Consider the following 20,261-nt stretch of genomic DNA (forward strand, 5'->3'; position numbering starts at 1 on the left):
TACTCAAGCCGAAGCCCTCACGCTTTGGTGACGTGACGGACTTTCCGGGTCGAAATGCCCGGAATGCTGAGAGCCGCTGAGGCTCTGAGCAACGGGTGCTTCTTCCGGATGCGTCGTCGGCAGCCGTCACTTAGCCTCGAGAACCGGGGGATGTCACTGGGCGCATCAGCTGGGACCGACCGGCTGAGGTGCGGGACAAGGAGTGGTGCTCCGTGGAGATCTTCCCCCCGGTCCCGCTGGCGGAGTGGAAGGACTCGAAAGAGACGCTGCACCGGTTCGCTCAGATCGTCGGCAAAATCCGGCTGGCATCCGGCGTGCGGCGAAACCACTGGTGGAATGTTCCGTACCACGTCACAGGCCGCGGCATCACGACCCGCCCGATGGGCCAGGTCGATGGGAATCCGATCTTCACCATCGACTTCGATTTCGTCGCCCACCGATTGACCGCACGCGTTCTGGGTGGCGGCGCGGTGTCGTTCCCACTGCTCGGGCAGTCCGTCTCGTCCTTCTACCACCAGACGCTGGACGCTCTTCGCACCCTCGGGGTCGCAGTGACGATGGAACACCCCCACCCGTTCGGCTTGCCCGACGCGGGACGGCCCTTCGCCGATGACACGGAACACGCCTCCTACGACCCGTTCTGGGTCAACCGCTACTGGCAGGTGCTCAGCCAGATCAGCCTGGTGCTGGAGGAGTTCTCGGCCCGGTACTCCGGAAAGATCAGCCCGGTACACCACTTCTGGCACACCTTTGACATCGCGGCCACCCGCTTCTCGGACCGAACGGTCGACCAGCCGCCGCATATCGATCCCGTCACCCGCGAGGCCTACTCCCGCGAGGTCATCAGCGCGGGCTTCTGGTTCGGCGACGACGCTTTCCCACAACCGACTTTTTACTCCTATGCCGCGCCGGAGCCCGAGGGTCTCGCCGACCAACGGCTCGACCCCGCGACCGCGCGATGGGTCGAACAACGTGGCAGTCACCTGGCCACGCTGGATTACGAGGACATCCGCGGAGGCGAGAACGCCCGAGGTACCGTCCTTGACTTCTACGAGAGCGTTTACCAGTCCGCGGCACATCTCGCCGGGTGGGACGTCGAAGGTCTAGCCAGCCCCGGAGGTATCACCGACCCCTACGCGTCACAGACAAGATAAGACGGCCGTCTCACATCGCGGTGCCAGAGGAATGGGCCATGGACAACGACGCATCCTTCCCCGCCCCGAGCGAGGGCCTGCTGCTGACGCACTTCCTGACCGTCAGCGATGTAGCACGCTCACGGAGGTTCTACAGCGAGGTACTCGGTGGAACCGTCGTGCTGGACGAAAATCCCTGCACCATCAAACTGGCCAACAGCTGGATCATCATGAACCCCGGCGGCGGACCGACCCCCGACAAGCCACAGGTGACGCTCCGCCCGCCGAGCGACCCGAACTCGGTCTCCAGCTTCATGAACATCCGCGTGGCCGACATCGAGGCCTGCTACACCGACTGGAGCGCCAAGGGGGCAGAGTTCCTGACCCCACCCATCGACAGACGCGCCGAACTGCGCTGCTACATGCGCGATCCCGATGGTTACCTGATCGAGGTCGGGCAGGCCACGGGGATACTGGAGGGCATCTTCGCGCGCAGGGACAACGACCCTCAGGAGCGGGAGAGCTGACCCTGTTCACCGTACGGAGTCCGGCGGCCCAGGCCCCAGGTCGACGGCGGGGTCGACCTGCGGGTGACTGCGGGTGACCGCAACCGCTCCGCTGTCACTTGGCCTGCAGATGGCCGGACAGGCGCGAGAGCAGTAGGACGCATACTGTGAGCTCTTCACGCTCCATCGGTGTCAGGGCCTCCTGGATGGCGCTGACCAGCCAGGCCGCTCGCCTCTGCCGCTCCTCCTGCAGTCTGGCGTGCCCGGCGGGAGTGAGGCGGCAGCAGGAGCTTGCGGTCGTCGATGGGACGGGCCTCGGTATGGACGAGACCCTGGCTCAGCAGTTCCTTGACGGACTTGGCCGCCGACTGGTGGGTGGCCCTTCGCTGCCGCGCGATGTCCGCTGTGGTCTTCGTGGTCTGCGTGGTCTGCGGGCTTGGGGTCCAGGTAGCCGATCACCGCCGCCTCCCCGGGGGGCATCGTATCCGCTGCCCGCACGGTGCGGACCAGCTGCCCGATGGCCAGTCGAAGATCCTTGGCCAGGTCCAGGTTGCTGGAAGAGACGCTGCGCAGGGCGGCGGCGGCCAACCCCACACTGCGGATCTGGACCAGCGGAGCCGTCGCCAAGCAGCTGGACGGCCTCGGTGATCGGGTCCGCGCCGTCGTCGGTGAAGGTGAGGCGTTGAGCGCTGTCGGTTTCGACGTGAAGGTGTACGGGACCTGGCACGCCGTGATCCACGGCCGCACTGGCGTGGAAGCCGGAGGTCCGCCGCGCGGCGACTCTCTGAACGGGTGCGGCACTGAGCGAAGAGGGCACGCAGACCCTCGAGGAGGGCGCCGAGATCATCGCCCGGATGGCGCAGGTGAGCCCCGACGGCCCCACCAGAGGCTACTTCGACGTCGCAGGCCCCCGCCCCTGGTAAGGAAGGGAATGACCAGGTGGAAGGCCCCGATATGGTCGGCCCGCGTGCGCGCGGGCCGACCATGGCGTTTCTCATGAGCGGCGGTCCCTCCCGGAGACGGCCGCCCGCGGTTTGGGCATGTCCGCGGTGGCGCAAAGCCGGTCGACAACATCGGGCAGCTGGGGCTGTTTCTCAGGGGTGACGAGGTATCCGTGCATGGCGTACAGCGCCATACGGTCGGAGCACCAGTACTGCGCGGCCAGCAGCCCCGCGGCGATGACGACCACCACGACAAGGGACTTGAGCAGCGCGATCAGCGCACCGCCATCACCCCGGTATCAGGCCCTCATCGGACAGCAGTTCCCGCACCTGACCGAGGCTGGTGTCCTGATCGGGCAGCACGAGGTCGGACGGCGTGATCGTCTCGTCCGGCAGCGGTGTGCCAAGGCTGCGCACCGCCTCCAGCAGGGCCGACAACGCGGTGGTGAACGCCGCCTCGTCGCCTGCGTCGGCGGCCCGCTGCAGGGTGGAGTCCAGCTCGTTGAGGCGGTCGAGGTGCTCTTCGGCGATCTCGTACTGGCCCTCGCCGAGAATCCTCATGATCATGGTGGCGCCTCCTGGTCCGGCGGTTCCTGCTCGGTCCTGCCGCCTTCCACGGCGCGCGGGGCGGCGGACGGCGGGAGCTGCGCCTTCATCCGGGCCAGTTCCGCCTCCACGCCCTGGTCCGCGGTGGCGGATTCGAGTTCGGCCTGGATGTCGTCCCGGCCGCCCGGGAGGGTGGCGTCCTCCAGCGCGCCGGAGGCGAGCAGCTCGTCCAGCGCACCGGCGCGGGCCTGCATCTGCTCGGTCTTGTCCTGGGCGCGCTGCATCGCCATGCCCACATCGCCCATCTCCTCACCGATGCCGGTGACGGCCTCGGTGATGCGCGTCTGGGCCTCGGCCGCGGTGTAAGTGGCCTTGATCGTCTCCTTGCGGGTCCGGAACGAGTCCACCTTCGCCTGCAGGCGCTGCGAGGCCAGGGTGAGCTTCTCCTCCTGCTCCTGCAGGGACGCCTGCTGACCCTGCAGATCGGTGATCTGCGAGGCCACGGCTGTACGACGGGTGAGCGCCTCACGGGCCAGGTCCTCACGCCCCGCGGCCAGCGCCTGCTGCGCCTGGTCCTGCAGCTTGCCCTCGGATTGTTGGAGCTGGTTCACCTGCAGCTCGACGCGCTTGCGGCTGGTCGCCACGTCGGCCACACCGCGCCGTACCTTCTGCAGCATCTCCAGCTGCTGTTCATAGGAGTAGTCCAGGACTTCACGCGGATCCTCGGCCCGGTCCAGGGCCTTGTTCGCCTTGACCTGAAACAGGGCGGCGATGCGGTGAGCGATACCGGCCATGGCGCCCGCCTTCCTCTCGGCTTCCGCGTCACGCGGGAGGGCTCAGCCGGGCAATACCACGCACGGTGCGCCGCACCGGCCCTGCCGCAGGCCAGAAGCCTCGGCCATGCTTCTTCCATTGTCGGCCCGCACTCTCGGCTCGGCAGGTCGACCCGGCGCCCACGTCCGGTCACCTCCGCCTCTGCCGTCGTCAGCCTGACTGCGGGGAGTGCTGCATGATGTCCAGTGCGGCACCGGCCTGGTCCGCCAGGGTCACCGCGACGAGGGAAGATGGTCCACGTCGAGCGCGGGGCTCTCCGTCCCGAGCTGGTCCTGTGGTCCCAGCGTGGACACCAACCGCACGGTGACCAGCCTGATCGCTCAGCAGCACGGCATGATGGTCGAGTACGCCACCGTCCTGTGGCTCGGCGCCGCCGAGGACGAGCAGGTCCTGCGGCGTTCACGGGATGGGGGAGAGGGTCGGTGACAAGGACCGAAGCGGGCTGACCATCGTCGGACATCAGCCCGCGCGGCGCTCCGCGAGCTTGAGCTGAGTCACGTACCGGACGGCAGCCCCCGCCATGCCTGTGCCAGCCGCTCGGCCATCGCGTGCTGGTCCCACAGCTGTGCCGGATGGTCGGGCATGGCCGCGTCGTACAGCTCCAGGCGGCCCGTGGGTTCAGGGAAACCGAAGGTCCTTCAGCGCGAACCCAGGGGTCCACCGGTATGCGTCAGGCCGATGCATCCGTGGGTTCGGGTGAAACACGAGGATGCTGAGCGAGCCGAAGGGCTTCGGCGGTGACGTCGGTCTGGACGTCGTCGGGTCATGACGGCCGCCCGCCGAACTGCCAGTTGTACACCTCTATGTCGGCGTACCGGTCCGGGGTCAGGGTGGCGCGTGCCGTGTCCGGGTCCGGTGCCCGGACCAACGCCGCCGTGCCCAGCGTCCGCATAGGCGGGCAGCACCCAGTCGGCCGGGCGCGCCCAGCTCACGCCGAGCGCCGGTGCGGCACGTACGGGCCCTGCTGCCGCCCGCCCGTGCTCGGCCTGCTCGGCCACCGCGCCTGGCGCTCTCTCCCCCCGCCGCGCCGGCCACCCACCAGCCGCCGGCCAGACAAACGGACTCCACCGCCCCGGCGCAGGTGTCCGCATGACCGCCGCGATACCCTCCCACGCCATGGTCTTTTTCAAGCAGTTCATCCGAGCCGCCCGGACCACCGGCGCCATCGCCCCCAGCAGCCCGGCCCTGTCCCGCGCCCTGATCCGCCATGTCCACCCCGGCGGTCCCGACCAGCCCCGCGCCGTCCTGGAAGTCGGCCCGGGCACCGGAGCCGTCACCCGCCACCTCGCCCAGCGACTCGGCCCCCACGACACCCTCGAACTCGTCGAAGCCAACGCCCAGTTCGCCGACCACCTGTCCACCGCCCTCCGCCACGACCCCCGCTTGGTCGCCCGCGCGTCCCGCACCCGGCTGCACCACGTCCTCGTCCAGGACCACCACCTGGGGCGCTACGACACCATCGTGTGTGGCCTGCCCTTCGCGAACTTCCCGCCCGCCCAGATCCAGGCCGTCTTCCGGCAACTCCTTGCCGCGCTCAACCCCGGCGGCCGGCTCTCCTTCTTCAGCTACGTCGGCGGCACCACGCTGCAAAGACTCGACCGCCGCCAGTCCGCCTCCCGCCAGGCGCTGCGCACGGCGATCGACCCGCACCTGATACGCGGCGAACTTATCCTCTCCAACCTGCCGCCCGCCTACGTCCACCACCTGGCAGCCCCCGCACCGGCAGAGGGGCGGTGCGGGGCGGCGCGCCCCACCCCGCCGGACAACAAACTGTGATCGACAACCTGCTCGGGCAAGAGGGCGCGGGCGTCAGGTCGGTGCGGCGAGCTCGACCAGCCGCTGGTGGGCGCGGGTGACCAGGTCGGCCAAGGGCGCAGTGTATTTGATGTGCAACGGGATTCGGCGGCTGTGCCGGGCGAGGGTGGCCGGGATCGTGAAGACTCGGTCCTTGGCGTACAGGTCCGGCACCGCCGCCGGGAGGGTGAACCCGATCGAGTAGGAGACACCCCGCCGGTGCAGCCAGGCCAGGAACTGTTTGGTGCCGCGGCCACCATCGGTGCGCCGACACGACGATGGTTCCTTCGGGTGTTCTCAGCCGCGCCTGCGGGCGACTCGGTCACCGCAGCAGGGAGGCGCCGTCCGTCGGCCTCACTGATGACGTGTAACCCTGCACAGCTCAGCGGCAGAACGCCCTCCGCCTCGATGCCGAGCGGCGGAGTGGCGGAGTGGCGGGGCGGTGGGGCGGTGGGGCAGTGGGGTTGCGGAAGGACAGGTGCAGTTCTTCCGCCCGGTCCCGGCCGGCCTCGCGGGTACGGGCCTGCGGCCGCGGGCTGTGGCGGCGCGGGAGCGCCAGATCCCCGGGAGGACGAGGGTCCCCGCGGACGGTGTGGCAAATGCAGCGGTGGACAGACAGGCTGAGCCAGGCCCTCGGGAACCCAGGCCTGCGCCGAAGGGCCGCTCACGTGGGCCCCGCGCGTACGGCCCGCAGGCGCCGATGTTCATCTTCACACGGACGCACACGTCGGGCACGGGCACGGGAAGGCCAGTCACGGGCGCCACTGCAGGGGCACCCGCGACGGGCCGGCCAGCGCTTGGACGCGGGGCCCGTACGGCTACCGCCTCGATGCGGCTGAGGGGTCTGATCCCGGAGTGTCCGGGGCAGGCGAGTTCGGCGGGATCCCGCGGGCAGGGCGGGGTACGGCGCGGCAAGGAGTACGAGGACCACTTGCGGGACGCGCTGGGAGCCGCAGATGCTTCAGAGAAGGGGAACGCGAGCGAGTTCGTGTGGCCTGGAAAACTATGCACGGCGGGTAATCCGGAGGAGGCAGGCTAGATGTCCCGCACGGTAGACATTGACTTCACGTTCCAGGAACCGGTTTCCGCAGCCCTAGTCGTGCGCGCCCTGTCGGAATCCGGCTGGTCGCCCGCTGAGCCACGCGGCATCTCATACGCCGTACCGGACACGCATGGCGACCTGGAATGGTCAAGTGCTCCTCCTGAGTCGCTGGGGCTCGTCCTCAACGTCCTTGACGCCCCAGAGCACGATCGGCAAAATGTCGGGATTTCTATGTATCACCTGGAGGGTGAAACGGGGGGCCTTCTCGTGCTTTACTCCGAGAGACGGCAGGCCTCCTTCACCCCTTCGATCAACAGGCGATCGCATTCCGTGGCAGCGGAGATGACCGATTTGGCTTGGTACCTGGAACGAATGGTGGCGCCACTGTTCCAGATTGGCCTACTGGGATACGCAGCTCAAGACAGGGCCGACTAGGGCCGTACGAAAGCCCAGCTCACAGCCCGAAAGGTCGCGGGGCGGAGGCAACAGCGGCAGATGATTGCCTACGGCTACCTGGCGAATGATGAAACCACGGTTCCGCCTCCTACGTGAGTACTGCGGCGAGCTCCTGAAGGTCCAGTGCCGTATACGTCGGAGCGAGCATCACCCGCGGATAGGCGGCCGCACCCCGCCGCAGCCAGGCGCCACCCAACCCCGCGCGCTGCGCGCCGTCGATGTCCCACGGGTGCACGGCCACCAGCAGGGCGTGGTCCGGCCGTACCCCGGTCTGCTGGACGGCGTACCGGTAGGCGGCCGGAGCAGGCTTCCAACACCGCGGCCCGCTCACGTCCAGCAGGGCCTCGAAGCAGTCCACCAGACCAGCATGGGCCAGCAGTTGCCTGGTGAGCGCGGCACTGCCGTTCGTCATGGTCACCAGCCGAAAGCCCGCCCGTCGCAGGGCCCGTACGCCATCGGGGACATCCGGGTGCACCTCTAGCTCGGAGAACCCGTCCAGCACATGGCGAGCGGCTTCCTCGATGTCCCCGGACCAGCCCTCGATGCCGGGCAGCAGCGCCCGGATCCCCTCCCGGGCGACGGCCGAGAACTCCGCGTAGCCGCCTGCGGCGGTGAGTGCGAAGCCGTCGCGCAGTACACCGGCGAACCAGACGGGCAGCAGATGCTCAGGAGCGCCGACCTCTTCAAAGCGGGCCGCCAGCGGATCCATGTCGCTGAGCGTCTCATTGACGTCGAAAACAAGCACCTGCGGGCTCACGGTCGGCACGTGCTCCTCCTTTGGCGTGCGGGGCATGACGTACGCGCACCGGATATCGGGCTCCGCAGGCGCGCAAGGCCGTATGTGGCCACATCCCATCACGAGCCACCTCCGAAATCTCCCTCCGCACACCGATGCGCTTGGGACACATAGGCAGAGCACGTCGCCTCAGAAACCGGATCCCTCCGCATGACTGGCCCGAGCGCTTCCGCCGGTCGGCCCCGCGCCCGGTGCGTAATCCGGTATGGCCCATACGTATCCGCTACGACACACACGAGCGGATGGTCAGCACCTGGCACGAGGCCCCGGGCAAGAGCCGCGATGACACCACACCGCGCTCCCACCCAGCAGCGCCAGGATCAGCGCCACGACGCCACCGGCCACCGCCGCCCGGCGGTTTCGCGGCCGGACGCCCAATGGCGGAGCCGGAGGACCGGAGCAGGGCAGATACGGCGGCGGACCGGCGAGGGTGGCGTCGTCATGATTCCAACCTTCCGGCCGCGCCCCGCCCGGTCCTGAGTGGCAACCGCACCGGCCAGGCACACAGCTGGGACAGCCTCGCGTTCGCCCACCGCGGCCTTGGCAACCACCACGAGGCGGTCCACGCCTATCAGCAGGCTCTCAGCCACTTCCGCGCATTGGGAGACCGATACAACCAAGCCGCCACGCTCATCGGCCTGGGCGACGGCCACCACGAAGCCGGCGACCACACCGCCGCCCGCGACGGCGAGGTTGAAGACCGTGACGAGCATCGACTGCGCGGCGTCCGCCCCGTCGCCCGCGGCGTCGGCGATCGCCGTCTGCAGCAGGGTGGGCGCGCCGCCGAAGGTCAGACCCCAGGTGACGACGCCGACGGTCACCGCGACCGGCGAGTTGTGGCCGATCCCGAGCACCAGGACGGCGGCGAAGCCCGCGACGCCGACGAGCGTGAGCACGCGGAGATTGCGGTCGACATGATCGGAGCCAGATCAGGAGCGGGCGACTCAGGCACGCTCGGCGGCGAACGGTCCGCCGGCGCGGAAGGCCAGCTCGGCGAAGCGTTCGCCGATGCGGCGGTGTGTGGCGGCGTCCGGGTGGAGCTGGTCGGGCAGCGGCAGCTCGGCGAAGTCCGCCTCGCCGTAGAGGTCGCGGCCGTCGAGGTAGTGCAGATGGGGGTCGTCGGCCGCCCTCTGCTTCACGATGTGGGAGAGCTCCTCCCGGATGACGTTGAGCGTCAGCTTCCCGGCGGCGCGCTCCGCGGGGTCGCCCGCGGCCCGGAACTGCAGCTTCCCAGTGCTGAGGTTGCTGAAGTCCGGGGCGCTGGGGCCGGGGGTGTCCTCGTGGATGGGGCACAGAATGGCCGAGACAACCAGCAGCGGCGTGGTGGGGTGCCCCTCGCGGATGGTGTCCAGGAAGCCGTGCACCGCCGGGGTGAAGGCACGCAGGCGCATCAGGTCGGTGTTGACCAGGTTGAGGCCGATCTTGACGCTGATCAGGTCCGCGGGGGTGTCGCGCAGGGCGCGGGCGGTGAACGCATCGAGCAGGGCACTGCCGCCCAGGCCCAGGTTGATCAGTTCCACGCAGCCGAGGGAGGCGGCCAGCGCGGGCCAGGTCGTGCTGGGGCTGGCGGCGTCGGAGCCGTGGCTGACGGAACTGCCATGGTGCAGCCACACCTTGCGGCCCCCATCCGTTACGGGCTCGACGGGGGCGTCGGTGCGCAGAGCGACCAGCTGGGTGATCTCGTTGTGCGGCAGCCAGATCTCAACGTCCTTCACACGGTCGGGCAGACCGGGGAACCGGACGGTGCCGACCGGGCCGGGCCGGGTCTCGGCGGAGCCGGTGGTCATGTCCACGCACAGGACGGTGCCGCCGGGCGCGGTCGCCCGGCCGGCCAGGCGGCCGTCGACGAGCAGGTCGTACACGCCGTCGGGACGGGGCGGGGCGCCCTGGTAGACCATCTTGGTCGGGAGCGTGTCCAGCTCGACGGCGGTGGCCCGGGTACGGAAGACCAGCCGCACGCCGGAGGGCTGGGCCTCCGCCATGGCCAGCTGACCGTCGGCGCACTGCGCGCGGGCCCGGGCCGGCAGCCGGTGCGGCAGCACCCCGTGCTCGGTGCGCTCCAGGTCGAGCGCGCCGCGCAGGAGGTCCGCGGTGATGGGTGTGGTGATCCAGTCCTTCGGCCGGGGCGCGGTGGAGGAGCCGGGGACGTCGTCGTGCTGGTGGTTCATGATCTCATCCTGTCAATCGGATTCCTGATCCGCACATGAATTTCCGGCCCACTGCCCTCGCGTCTGACGGCCGACGGTCGCCGTCCGCCAGGCGATCAACGGGACCATCCACCAGCTCAACCACCTGCCGATGCCACTTCCAGCACGGTCGGTTGACCGGGGGATTGGCCACGTCCAGCCGCTGTGGCCAGGGCGGAAAAGGTGGGAAGCGCGTCATTGCTGCCATGTGTGCACGCTGCCAGGCCGGGCGGCATGAGGTCTCGAAGTGTGATCATCGTGCTGCATGAGGGCGTGCGGAGTCTGGACGTGACGGGTCCGCTGGAGGTCTTCACCGGGGCGGTTGCCGCCGGGGGGCAGCCGGGCGTGTACCAGGTCATGACCGCTGGGCCCGGTGACAGGCCGGTGCGGACATGCAGTGGGCTGCGGCTGCTGCCCGACGACGACCTCAACCACGTCGAGCCGGCGCACACGCTTGTGGTACTGGCGGCGCGGGTACGGCCGACCCGATCCGGCACCGGTACGCCGCACCGGTGAACTGGCGGCCGGAGCCGAGCGTGTGGTGCCGGTGTGCACCGGGGCCTTCCTGCTCGCCGAGGCCGGTCTGCTGGCCGGACGCCGCGCGACCACGCACCGGGCATACTGCGATTCGCTCGCGCGGCGTTACCCGGACACCGACGTCAGGTGTTCCAGCAGCAGGTGCCGATGCCCTGGCCGTGGTGGCCCTCGGCGACGGCCAGGGCGATGTCGGCGGAGGTGTGTTCGCCGGGGGCGGTGGGGAGAGCGGTGTACTCGGCCACGCCGACCACGCGCCTGTGCGCCACCGCGACAAGCGCCTGATAGCCGCGGTGTCCGGGTGCGCAGATACGTACCGCCGCCGCGCGGGCGTAGCGCGGATCGACCGCGAAGAACCGCAGTCGCAGGTCCTCCGGCGACATCTCCTCGTGCATGCGCAGGACGTCGTCCCAGTCCTCCGGCCGCGCGGCGCGTATCTCGACGGTAGTGACGTCGGCGAGCAGTGCGTGCCCGGTGTCGGGGCGGTGCGCCGTGTCCGTCATCCGTGGCGCCTTCCGCTTCCGTCTCCGCGCGGACCGTCCGCCGAGCCCGATTGGCTGTCCGGTGCCGGCAGCGCGGCGGCGTGGTCGGGCACGTAGGTCTGCAGCCGCCGCGGCGGCCGCTGGTACCCGGTGGGCTCGGGGCGGGGTGGCAGCCGGAGGTCCGGCAGCCGCACGTCGCCGTACGGAACCGTCGACAACAGGTGCGCGATCATGTTGATACGGGCCGCGCGCTTGTCGTCGCTCTCGACGACGTACCAGGGGGCCTCGGGGATGTCGGTGCGTGTGAACATCTCGTCCTTGGCCCGGGAGTACTCCTCCCAGTGCGTGATGGCTTCCAGATCCATCGCCGAGATCTTCCACCGCCGCGTGGGGTCGCTCAGTCTCTTGCGGAACCGCTGCTCCTGGACGGCGTCGCTCACCGAGAACCAGTACTTGCGCAGCAGGATCCCGTCCTCGACCAGCATGCGCTCGAAGACCGGGCACTGGCGCAGGAAGCGCTGGTGCTCCTGCGGGGTGCAAAAGCCCATCACGCGCTCGACTCCGGCCCGGTTGTACCAGCTGCGGTCGAAGAGCACGATCTCACCCGCCGCGGGCAGCTGCTCGACATAGCGCTGGAAGTACCACTGGGTGCGTTCGCGCTCGGTCGGCACCGGAAGGGCGACGATCCGCGCGACACGCGGGTTGAGGCGCTCGGTGACCCGCTTGATCGTGCCGCCTTTGCCGGCCGCGTCCCGCCCCTCGAAGAGCACCACCAGCCGCTCACCCTCGGCCCGTACCCACTCCTGGAGCTTCACCAGCTCGATCTGCAGACGGCGCAGCTCCTTCTCGTACCGGGCCCGGGGCAGACGGCCGCCGGGCCTGCCCTGGTCCCGCGGCGTGCTGTGCGGCATCCGCTTCCTTCCTTCTGCGGGAGACCGCGTGGCGTCAGTCGTGGGGCACGACAGCGACGGCGCACGCGGCATGGTGGAGCAGGGCGTGCGCCACATGGCCGAGGCGCGCGCCGACGGCGGGGCGGTGGGTACGACGGCCGACGACCACGAGCCCGGCCCGCGCGGCCGCCGTCAACGGCACTTCCGCGGCGTTGCCGAGCTCGACGTGCTCGGTCACCGGCACATCGGGGTACAGGATCTGCTGTGCCCACTGCTTCCGGAGCTCGGGTGCCTGGGCGGTACGGGCCGTCTGCGGAGGCAGCATCCAGGCATACATCACATGCAGCGGCCGCGCCTCCCGCGCGGCCCGGTCGGCGGCGGCCAGGCTCTCGGGCGATCCGTCCAGACCTGCGGTGATGGGGCGTGTCATGGGGGACCTCCCTGTTTCGGGCCGCAGCTGCTGCCGCCTCCCCCGTTCGAGTCTCGTGGAGGCAGTCGCGACGACCCAGAGGCCGACGGTCCTCCGTCGCGGCCATTCGGCCCTGCCCAGCGAGGGCCGTCGCACGGGCGCCTGGCGTGACCCGAGAGCCGAGTCACCGACGGCGGCGGCCACCGGCATGCGGGGATCGACGCCGTACCCGGGGCCGGCCGGTCCGGACGGCTCACGCCTCCCGGTCGCGCAACCCGTTCGGTTGTGGCGGGAGCGTCGGTTGCCATGCGACTCGGGCCGGCCGCAGTCGGTGAGGCCGGCCGCAGTCGGTGAGGTTCGGGGTGACGTTGCGGTGCCGTGTCCTCGTGAATCGTCCCGAGGCCATGCGGTCTCCTTTCAGCGTCCACCCCGCTGTGTTCACTCGTGGGGAACCACAGCGACCGGGCACGGGGCGTGGTGCACGGCCGCTTGCGCCACGGGGCCGAGGCGGGGTGCCAGAGCGGATGTGTGCTTCCGTCGGCCGATCATCAACAGGCCGCTGCCGTCGGCCGCCCGCACGACGGCTTGGGCCGGGCTCTCGAGCCGGATCTCGTCGATGACGCGCACGCGAGGAAACTTCTCCCGCCACGGCTGCAGCACCTTGTCCAGTTCCTGGCGCGCGCTCTCGGCGATGTCCCGGGCGAGCCCTGGCTCCACACCAAATGGCCCGTACGCCTGGACCGGCAAGCCTTTGCCGTGGACGGCGAGCAGCGGCACGCCGCGGGTGAAAGCGGTGACGTAGGCGAATTCGAGGAGGTTGTCCTGGCGACCGTGCAGGCTCAATCCGACCACCACAGGCCGCTGACGGGCATCGGACGCCCGTTCCTCCGCCTCTCCCCCGCCCGCGCGCACCAGGGCCACGGGCCGCTCGGCGCGGGCGACGACGTAGAGACTGGTGTCGCCGAAGAAGAAGCTCGCCACCCGCTCCAGCCCCCGTGAGCCGAGCACCAGCATCCGGGATCGCCCTGCCGCGTCGAGCAAGGCCCTCTCGGCCTCTTCCGCGACCAGTTCCGCTTCGATGCGCAGATCCGGGTGGCATCGCCTGAGCTCCGCGGCCGCGTCGTGCACGATCCGCTTCGCCCAGTAGTTCTGGTCGTCCGTCCCTGGGCCGTCGGCCGCCTGCGGGGACAGCAGAATCCAGGCGTGCAGCAGCCGCAGCCCGAGCTCGCGCCGCTCCGCCTCGTCGGCAGCCCAGTGAGCGGCGGCAAGGCTCTCGGCCGAGCCGTCGAGGCCCACGGTGACGACTTGTTCCATGGCGTTGCTCCGTCTCGTGAGAGGCCCTCGGTCCGATGCCCTCGGTCTGAGGGGTACCCCGACCGGAACGAAAAGCCTCATCCCTCCGGAAATGCCATTTTGGGCTGGACCAGGAACTCACCGCGCACCGCCGTCTGAAAGGCCGACAGGCGGTGGCCAGCCGGAGAGCACCGGGCGATGCCTCGGCCGGTGACCCGCGCCCGCTGTCGCCTGCTCGATGTCATCGGGGTCCGGGGCAGGCGTGGCAGACCCCTTGGTCTCATCGGTCCCGTACGCGATGTGCTCGGAGACCGACACCGGCTGTGACCCCTGTCGGCGGCGCGCTCCGCTGCGGGGAGCGCTGACCGCCCAGCGATGAGGAGTAGTTCACCGGGCCTGGCAGGTTCACGTTGGCCGTGGTATGCCCGTCGGCGCGGCGGGTGCCCCGGGCGGCCTGCACCGGCGCTGCAGCTGACGCCTGACCGTGATGCGGTGACGCGGAACGGCCCGAACTTGAACGACTTACGGGCACTGAACCCCATGGTCCCCCTTGTGGCTTTCCCGCCCCTATGGCGCGAGGAGAACTGGTTTCCATGGTGACGCGGTGGCCTGCAAGTGGTTGATGCATATACGACTTAGGCGCCGGCTCAACCGAGGGCGGTGTCGCGCTCAGGACGCGGGCCGCTTCCTCGCCGCCTTCTTCGCAGGGGCCTTCTTGGCGGTCTTCTTCGCTGCCGTCTTCTTGGCCGCGGCCTTCTTCGCGGGCCGCCGCATCTCGTGCACCTCGGCCTCGCCGGCTGTCTCGCCACGGGATTCGCGAGCGGCGCGCACGCTGTCCTGGAGTGCGGCCATGAGGTCCACGACCTTTCCCTTCGGCTCGGCAGGCGCCTCCTCCATCTCGGGCGGCTCCCGGCCCTCGGCCTTCGCACGGATGAGGGCCTCGAGCGCTTCCCGGTAGTGGTCGCGGTACTGGCTGATGTCGACGCCGCCCATGGTGTCCATCAGCTCCATGGCCTCGTCGACCTCCGCGTCGGACAATTCCACCGCGCGGGGGCCCAACCCCTCCGAGCTGCGGATCTCATCCGGCCAGTGCAACGTCTGGAGGACAATGGCGTCGCCGACGACTCGTAGTGAGCCCAATCTCTCCCTTCCGTGCCAGGCGAATTTCGCGATCGCCACCTTGTCGCTGCGCTTGAGCGCTTCCCGGAGAAGGACGTACGGCTTGCTCGCCACGGCCCCGTCGGCCTGGAGGTAGTAGGGGGCGCCGAACCTGACGGGGTCCAGCCGCTCAGCCTCGACGAATGCCTCGACGGCGATCGCCTTGGCGGTGGGCAGCGGCAACTGCTCGAGGTCGTGGTCGGTGATGGGGACGAGCTGGCCTGGCCCCGCCTCGTAGGCGCGTCCGATTTCCTCCGGGCTGAGCTCTCGGTCTTCGATCTCGCAGATCTTCCGGTTGCGGACGAGGCCGCCGTCGGGGAGGTGGATTCGCCGGAATCTGATGCTGTGGTCTTCGGTCGCGGGCAGCATCTTGATCGGGATGGTGACGAGGCCGAAGCTTACGGCTCCGGACCAGACGGGGCGCGGCATGAGAGACCTCCTCCACCCCCTTGGGGATGTCCAGGCTAGGCGAGGTCAGGTGGACGCGCCCCTGGTCAGGAGACACGCGATATTCGAACTAGAATCGAACGGTGAGTGCGGAGGAGTGGCGTCGCAGGGCCGGGCCCTGGGCTCGTGCCCGAATGCCCGATCACCAGGAACTCGACGTGATCATCACCGGTTGGACCCGCACCCGCGACGGTCGATGGTGGGCCGAATGCGAGGCCGTCCTTCCCGCCCGCCATGAGCACGCCGACGGTGGCACCCAGACCACCGGGGCACCCACTCCCATCAGTGTCGCCGCCGAGGACATCACCCCCATCCCCGGCGAGGACTACTCCATGGTGCCGACCGATGGGGCGATCGCCGGGCGGCAATGGGTTCTCGAGAAGCTCCACCAATACGTGGACAACGTCCCGTCCCGCCGTCTCCACCGCCACGACTGCTGGCAGGCCCGCGAGAGCCACGAGCGGATCACAACGGAAGACGCGGTCGGGCTACTCGGTCGGCGGACCGTGGCCGTCTGCGATATATGCCGCCCGGATCGAGCCCTCCGCCGCTGATCCGCTGCGAAGGGCAAGCCCTTGAGGGGTACCTGGTGGCCATGGCGCCGGAAGCGGGCCACGCGTCCGGCCGTCCGGGGCGCTCAGTCGGTGCGGCGCTGCGGCTGCTGATCCGGGCGGCTCTCCAAGATCCATGACCCGAGCCGCAGCAGCAGGTCAGCGCAGCTGACTTACACAGCCAACTACTGACACTCCGTGGGTTGGATGTCCCCTCCGAGGGGCTACCACCCTGACCCTTGCCCACCCGAAGCACGCGAGTTCGCGGATTCCTGGAGCTGGAAGACCCGGAACCTGCGCGTCACCTCCGTCGGCCAACGCTGGGCCTAGCCGCATTGCGCGAGCATGGCGGGCGGGACCGTGGGCGGGGTGCGTCAATGGATTCCGACAGTCGTCGCATCGTGGACGGTGACGCTGCGGCTGCGAACGACCCGCGGTGACGGCACCGCGACCGTGGCCCTACGCCGACTCGCGCACCACCAGCTCCGGTTCGAAGATCACCGACGTGGGTTCGGTGCGGGTCCCCTCTATCTGCTCCTGAAGAAGCCGGACCATCTCGGCCGCCATTTCCTCCACCGGCTGGCGCACGGTCGTCAGCGGCGGCCGGCAGGCGACGGCCGCGCTCGAGTCGTCGAAGCCAATCACCGCCACATCCTGCGGAACGCGCCGTCCCCGCTCGCGCAGTACCTGACAGACGCCCAGCGCCATGAGGTCGTTTGCCGCGAACACCCCGTCGACGTCAGGGTGTTCGGACAGCAACCCGGCCATGGCCGCCGCCCCGCTTTCGAGGGTGAATCCGCCCTCGGCGACCGGCGCATGCGGGCGGCCGCTCCGCTCCAGCCCCTCCCTGAACCCGGCCAGCCGTTCCCGGCTGGCCGGCAGGTCGAGCGGCCCCGAGACGGTCGCGATCCGGTGGCAGCCGCGCGCCAGCAGATGGTCGGCAGCCATCCGCCCGCCGTCCCGGTGGGCCAGATCGACGAAGGTCGCCGGGCCCGGCAGGGCCGGGCGCGCGAAACAGACGGCGGGCAGTTCCTCGGCCGCGAGCAGCGTCGGCAGCGGGTCCCGGGCGTGCGTCGAGACCACCACTGCGCCGTCCGCCCTGCCGTGCCGCAGATACGCCACGACCTGCTGCCGGGCCGCCTCCGACTCGGCGAACATCAGCACCGGATACATCGAGCGCGGCCGCAGCCGACCCACCACGCCGCTGACGACCCGCCCGAAGAACGGGTCCGCGAACACGCCGGCGACAAAAGCGTCCTGTTCACCGTCGCCGACCTCGCCGGCCCCGGAGACCACCAGCGCGATCGTCTCCGCCCGCCGCGTCACCAGCGACCGCGCGGCCCGGTTCGGCGCATAACCGGTGCGCTCGACGGCGAGCCGGACCACGTCCTGGATGGCGGGATCCACATTGCGTACGCCGTTGATGACCCGGGACACCGTCGCACGGGAGACCCCCGCCACCCGTGCGACGTCCTCCAGCGTGGGCACCCGTCTGCTCATCCAAGCACCCTAGCTCTCCCGCTCACCACGCGCGTAGAGCGCTCCTCCCCGGTCAAAGCCAGGCGTGATGACCTCCGTCGTCGCCGTCGGCGGCAGATCGCCGGCCGAGCGTCCCACCAGCAGCCGCCGGCGGCCCGGTCCGGTGCGCCACCCGGGATCCTCCGGCGGCCAGTGCCGCAGCGCGCGACCGGACACCCGAACCACCGCGGCCACCGCGGTGACCAGTTCGTCCTGGCGTCCGGAGGGTCAGCGAGGTGCGGTCGCGGCCCTCGGACTCGTTGACCGTCCTCGCTGCCTCCTGAGCCATGCGTACGGATCTTCGGTCACCCCGGGCTCATCGGTACACGCCGAACTCGTAGAGCGAGTAGCCCCAGCCAGTGCCGCGCGCGGTGCCGTTGACGCGGACGTACCGGCCGCTGCCGTCGACGTCGAAGTCGTCCACACCGCCGTTGCCGTCGGTCACCTCACGGACGGTCTGCCACTTCTGGCCGTCGTCGGAGGTCTGGATCGTGTACTTCTTCGCATACGACGTCTCCCAGACCAGCTGGATGTGGTGGAACGAGGCGCCGGCACCGAGATCGACCCGGAGCCACTGCGGGTCGCTCCAGTCGCCGGCCCAGCGGGTGTCCATCTTCCCGTCCACGGCGTTGGCCGCGGTGCACGGGCAGTCGTTGCCCGCGGGCTGGTACGAGGAGGCGGTGGCGGGCTTGCCGAGCGCGATGTCGGTACCGCTCACGGGCGGCGGCACCACGCGGATCGAGCGGGTCTCGACCCCGGCGTTGCCCTTGCCGTCGGTGGCCTTGACGTAGATCTTCCACACACCGGGCCGGTCCGGCGCGGTGACAGTGAGCCGTCCCACTCCCCCGTCGGTGACGGGCAGGGACGTGAGCTCCTTGTTCTTGTCGAGGTACATGCTGTTCGCCAGGACCTCGTAGGAGAGGTGATCGCCATCGGGGTCGGTGGCCTTGGCGGTCAGGGTCAGCGCTCGGCCCGCCGGGACCTTGGCGGGGTCGCCGTCGACCGTCAGGTCCGAGATGCCGGGCGGGGTGTTGTCGCCAGAGGTGTCGCGGCCGTACGCCTTCTTCACCGCGTAGTACGAGAGCCGCTTCTGGCCCGCGGGCAGCAGATTGAACCAGATGCCGCCGAAGTCGTACTCGGTGCCGTAGTGGAACATCGTGGCCCCGAGCGCCACGCCCTGGTGTCCGGTGACGCAGCCCCAGGCCCTGGTGTACCCGGCCGCCTTGGCCGTGTCACTGGGCTCCGTGGGAACGCCGTTGGCGTCGTCGGGGACCTCCCACTCGCCGGCCGGTCCGGTCTCGGTGACGATGTACGGCTTGGTGTAGCCACCCTTCTCCCAGTCGGACCTGACGTCGCAGACGGCGTTGTAGGAGTTCACGGCGTACAGGTCGAGGTCGGGTGCGTTCTTCTGGTAGTACGGCCATGCGCCGGTCCACGGTCGGTCGAGGTGACGGGGTGGTTGGGGTCGACCTCGTGGATCTTCTTCGCGATGTCGTTCACCAGGGTGGTGTAGGCGTCGCGCTGCCTCTCCAGCTCGTCGCCGCTGTAGCAGTTCTGCAGGCCGAGGACCGATTCGTTGCCGACATTCCACATCAGGACACCCGGGTTGTCCTTGTAGGTGTTCACCCACTTCGGGAACTCGTCGAGCACCTGGTTCTTGTAGGCGGTGTCGGTGAGGTAGTTGACGCAGCCACCGCTGCCGGGGCCGCCGCCGGGCTGGAGCCAGAAGCCCGCGATCACCTTGATGTGGTGGGCGGCCGCGGCGTCGAACAGCGGTTTGCTGGAGGCGTCGGTGCCCCAGGTGCGGATGGTGTTGACGCCCATGGACTCCAGGTCGGGCATGTGGCGTTCGGCGTCCGCGACGGCGGGGCCCCAGGTCAGCCCCTTGATCTGGTACGGCGAGCCGTCGACGGTCAGCTGCCAGCTGCCCTGTGAGCCGGTCACCTTCACCACACTGCCGGCCGCGTGCGCCTGCTGTGCATGCAGCGCCGGCGCCCCCGCCGCGAGCAGGCCTGCGGTGAGGGACGCGGCGAGGCGCCGGGGGGATGCGTGTGATGTGTGCATGGCTGTCTCTCCTCTGGGGGAAAGGTGGGGGGTTGCGGGGTCACGAGTGGCCCGGGGTCTCGGGGCGGGTGGACACAGCGACGGGAGAGCGCTCTCCAGGATGGGCGGGAGGAGCCCCGCCCATCCCCCGCGAAGATGGCTCAGGGCAGTTCGTAGTTCTCGTCGAGCGCCGCGCCGGCCTCGGGGTGGGTCTGGTCGTAGCCGCGCGCGTCACACTGCAGTCCGCCGACGACACAGTGGTCCACCAGCGCCTTCAGCGTCGGTTCGTCCCACGCGTTGAAGAAGTCGTAGTGGAAGGAGTAGCTCGGGCCGCTCGCCAGCCTGACCCGCGAGAGGTCGCCGTTGACGGGGAAGGCCATCTTGAACTCGATCATCGGCAGGGCGACCGGGTGGTCCGCCGGGCAGATGTTGTCGTTGGTTCCGGGCCTGACGACCGGATACGCCATGTGGCTCTGGTGGTCGGGCGTGTCCAGATACTTTCCGTCCCAGCAACTGGGCGCCTGGAAGCGGATATTGAGCTGGACGTCCGGGGAGGTGGGGCAGTCCTTGGGGAAGTCGACGTTGAAGTAGCTGTTGCCGCACTCCCACCGTTCCTAATCAGTGAGCAGGAGTGAGTCTTGGACCCACTGCCAGGCACTGCGCGCATCCCGAACGGTTTTGGATGCACTGGTTGCCCGCGTT

The 20,261-nt window shown here is 69.7% G+C and carries 19 protein-coding genes and 6 pseudogenes; 9 read left to right on the forward strand and 16 right to left on the reverse strand.

Annotation, left to right across the window (positions count from 1 at the left end; translation table 11 throughout):
- Positions 1-212 precede the first annotated feature (212 nt).
- Together ABZS71_RS33920 and ABZS71_RS33925 are read left to right on the forward strand one after the other, a co-directional pair.
- Entirely contained in the window at positions 213-1,154 is a 942-nt protein-coding gene (locus tag ABZS71_RS33920; protein ID WP_355859921.1) for a DUF5996 family protein, read from the forward strand.
- A 38-nt stretch (positions 1,155-1,192) separates the two neighbouring features.
- Positions 1,193-1,660, forward strand: coding sequence for a VOC family protein (locus ABZS71_RS33925; RefSeq protein ID WP_356216289.1), 468 nt, complete (start codon positions 1,193-1,195; stop codon positions 1,658-1,660).
- 94 nt (positions 1,661-1,754) lie between these two features.
- Here the strand turns inward: ABZS71_RS33925 and ABZS71_RS33930 are convergent.
- A pseudogene (locus ABZS71_RS33930) lies at positions 1,755-2,164 on the reverse strand (winged helix DNA-binding protein).
- A 287-nt stretch (positions 2,165-2,451) separates the two neighbouring features.
- Here ABZS71_RS33930 and ABZS71_RS33935 point away from each other — a divergent pair.
- Positions 2,452-2,562, forward strand: a pseudogene (locus ABZS71_RS33935) (short-chain dehydrogenase/reductase SDR); the annotation flags it as partial.
- A gap of 92 nt (positions 2,563-2,654) precedes the next feature.
- Here ABZS71_RS33935 and ABZS71_RS33940 read toward each other — a convergent pair.
- The 3 genes and pseudogenes from ABZS71_RS33940 to ABZS71_RS33950 all read right to left on the reverse strand — a co-directional run.
- Positions 2,655-2,858 (reverse strand): annotated as a pseudogene (locus ABZS71_RS33940) (zinc metalloprotease HtpX); the annotation flags it as partial.
- A gap of 10 nt (positions 2,859-2,868) precedes the next feature.
- Complete coding sequence (locus ABZS71_RS33945; protein ID WP_355859915.1) at positions 2,869-3,147, reverse strand: hypothetical protein; 279 nt, start codon at positions 3,145-3,147, stop codon at positions 2,869-2,871.
- Positions 3,144-3,920 (reverse strand): PspA/IM30 family protein, encoded by a 777-nt coding sequence (locus ABZS71_RS33950; RefSeq protein ID WP_356216292.1) that lies wholly within the window; start codon positions 3,918-3,920, stop codon positions 3,144-3,146. The genes ABZS71_RS33945 and ABZS71_RS33950 overlap by 4 nt, the downstream gene beginning before the upstream one ends.
- A 325-nt stretch (positions 3,921-4,245) precedes the next feature.
- On the opposite strand from ABZS71_RS33950, the gene ABZS71_RS33955 reads away from it, so the two are divergent.
- Positions 4,246-4,386: a hypothetical protein gene (locus ABZS71_RS33955; RefSeq protein ID WP_356216295.1), complete on the forward strand. Its 141-nt coding sequence runs from the start codon at positions 4,246-4,248 to the stop codon at positions 4,384-4,386.
- A gap of 337 nt (positions 4,387-4,723) precedes the next feature.
- Here the strand turns inward: ABZS71_RS33955 and ABZS71_RS33960 are convergent, their stop codons facing one another.
- Entirely contained in the window at positions 4,724-4,852 is a 129-nt protein-coding gene (locus tag ABZS71_RS33960) for a hypothetical protein (RefSeq protein WP_356216330.1), read from the reverse strand.
- Between the two features lie 197 nt (positions 4,853-5,049).
- Between ABZS71_RS33960 and ABZS71_RS33965 the strand changes: the two genes are divergently transcribed.
- Positions 5,050-5,736 carry a methyltransferase gene (locus ABZS71_RS33965; protein WP_356216297.1) on the forward strand — a complete coding sequence of 229 codons (687 nt, stop codon included), beginning with the start codon at positions 5,050-5,052 and terminating at the stop codon, positions 5,734-5,736.
- A gap of 33 nt (positions 5,737-5,769) precedes the next feature.
- Here ABZS71_RS33965 and ABZS71_RS33970 read toward each other — a convergent pair whose 3' ends face one another.
- Entirely contained in the window at positions 5,770-5,928 is a 159-nt protein-coding gene (locus ABZS71_RS33970; protein ID WP_355859908.1) for a hypothetical protein, read from the reverse strand.
- Between the two features lie 865 nt (positions 5,929-6,793).
- Here ABZS71_RS33970 and ABZS71_RS33975 point away from each other — a divergent pair.
- The gene (locus ABZS71_RS33975; protein ID WP_355859906.1) at positions 6,794-7,231 is read left to right on the forward strand and encodes a hypothetical protein; all 438 of its coding nucleotides are present in this window, start codon (positions 6,794-6,796) and stop codon (positions 7,229-7,231) included.
- Positions 7,232-7,340: 109 nt separating this feature from the next.
- Here the strand turns inward: ABZS71_RS33975 and ABZS71_RS33980 are convergent, their stop codons facing one another.
- The gene (locus tag ABZS71_RS33980) at positions 7,341-8,018 is read right to left on the reverse strand and encodes a haloacid dehalogenase type II (protein ID WP_356216300.1); all 678 of its coding nucleotides are present in this window, start codon (positions 8,016-8,018) and stop codon (positions 7,341-7,343) included.
- Between the two features lie 407 nt (positions 8,019-8,425).
- Here ABZS71_RS33980 and ABZS71_RS33985 point away from each other — a divergent pair.
- Positions 8,426-8,674: pseudogene (locus ABZS71_RS33985) on the forward strand (hypothetical protein); the annotation flags it as partial.
- 318 nt (positions 8,675-8,992) lie between these two features.
- Here ABZS71_RS33985 and ABZS71_RS33990 read toward each other — a convergent pair.
- A complete protein-coding gene (locus tag ABZS71_RS33990) occupies positions 8,993-10,216 on the reverse strand; it encodes a GDSL-type esterase/lipase family protein (protein WP_356216303.1) in 1,224 nt (407 codons plus the stop codon).
- Between the two features lie 252 nt (positions 10,217-10,468).
- Here ABZS71_RS33990 and ABZS71_RS33995 point away from each other — a divergent pair, with 252 nt between their 5' ends.
- Positions 10,469-10,750 (forward strand): hypothetical protein, encoded by a 282-nt coding sequence (locus ABZS71_RS33995; protein ID WP_356216305.1) that lies wholly within the window; start codon positions 10,469-10,471, stop codon positions 10,748-10,750.
- A gap of 143 nt (positions 10,751-10,893) precedes the next feature.
- Here the strand turns inward: ABZS71_RS33995 and ABZS71_RS34000 are convergent, their stop codons facing one another.
- From ABZS71_RS34000 to ABZS71_RS34020, 5 genes are all read right to left on the reverse strand, one after another.
- Positions 10,894-11,271, reverse strand: a complete 378-nt coding sequence (locus ABZS71_RS34000; RefSeq protein ID WP_356216308.1) for a GNAT family N-acetyltransferase — start codon at positions 11,269-11,271, stop codon at positions 10,894-10,896.
- Complete coding sequence (gene ppk2, locus ABZS71_RS34005) at positions 11,268-12,161, reverse strand: polyphosphate kinase 2 (protein WP_356216311.1); 894 nt, start codon at positions 12,159-12,161, stop codon at positions 11,268-11,270. The genes ABZS71_RS34000 and ppk2 overlap by 4 nt, the downstream gene beginning before the upstream one ends.
- 34 nt (positions 12,162-12,195) lie before the next feature.
- On the reverse strand, positions 12,196-12,759 hold the full coding sequence (locus ABZS71_RS34010) for a universal stress protein (protein ID WP_356216314.1): 564 nt from the start codon (positions 12,757-12,759) through the stop codon (positions 12,196-12,198).
- Between the two features lie 228 nt (positions 12,760-12,987).
- Entirely contained in the window at positions 12,988-13,863 is an 876-nt protein-coding gene (locus tag ABZS71_RS34015) for a universal stress protein (RefSeq protein WP_356216317.1), read from the reverse strand.
- A 648-nt stretch (positions 13,864-14,511) separates the two neighbouring features.
- The gene (locus ABZS71_RS34020; protein WP_356216320.1) at positions 14,512-15,429 is read right to left on the reverse strand and encodes a Ku protein; all 918 of its coding nucleotides are present in this window, start codon (positions 15,427-15,429) and stop codon (positions 14,512-14,514) included.
- 152 nt (positions 15,430-15,581) lie between these two features.
- On the opposite strand from ABZS71_RS34020, the gene ABZS71_RS34025 reads away from it, so the two are divergent.
- Positions 15,582-16,001 (forward strand): DUF6233 domain-containing protein, encoded by a 420-nt coding sequence (locus ABZS71_RS34025; protein ID WP_356216323.1) that lies wholly within the window; start codon positions 15,582-15,584, stop codon positions 15,999-16,001.
- Between the two features lie 456 nt (positions 16,002-16,457).
- Here ABZS71_RS34025 and ABZS71_RS34030 read toward each other — a convergent pair whose 3' ends face one another.
- The 3 genes and pseudogenes from ABZS71_RS34030 to ABZS71_RS34040 form a co-directional block, all read right to left on the reverse strand.
- The gene (locus ABZS71_RS34030) at positions 16,458-17,498 is read right to left on the reverse strand and encodes a LacI family DNA-binding transcriptional regulator (RefSeq protein ID WP_356216326.1); all 1,041 of its coding nucleotides are present in this window, start codon (positions 17,496-17,498) and stop codon (positions 16,458-16,460) included.
- 334 nt (positions 17,499-17,832) lie between these two features.
- Positions 17,833-19,580, reverse strand: a pseudogene (locus ABZS71_RS34035) (discoidin domain-containing protein).
- A gap of 140 nt (positions 19,581-19,720) precedes the next feature.
- A pseudogene (locus tag ABZS71_RS34040) lies at positions 19,721-20,261 on the reverse strand (DUF1996 domain-containing protein); the annotation flags it as partial.

It is taken from the genome of Streptomyces sp. NPDC005393, from assembly GCF_040606675.1.
In the GTDB taxonomy this organism is placed as follows: domain Bacteria; phylum Actinomycetota; class Actinomycetes; order Streptomycetales; family Streptomycetaceae; genus Streptomyces.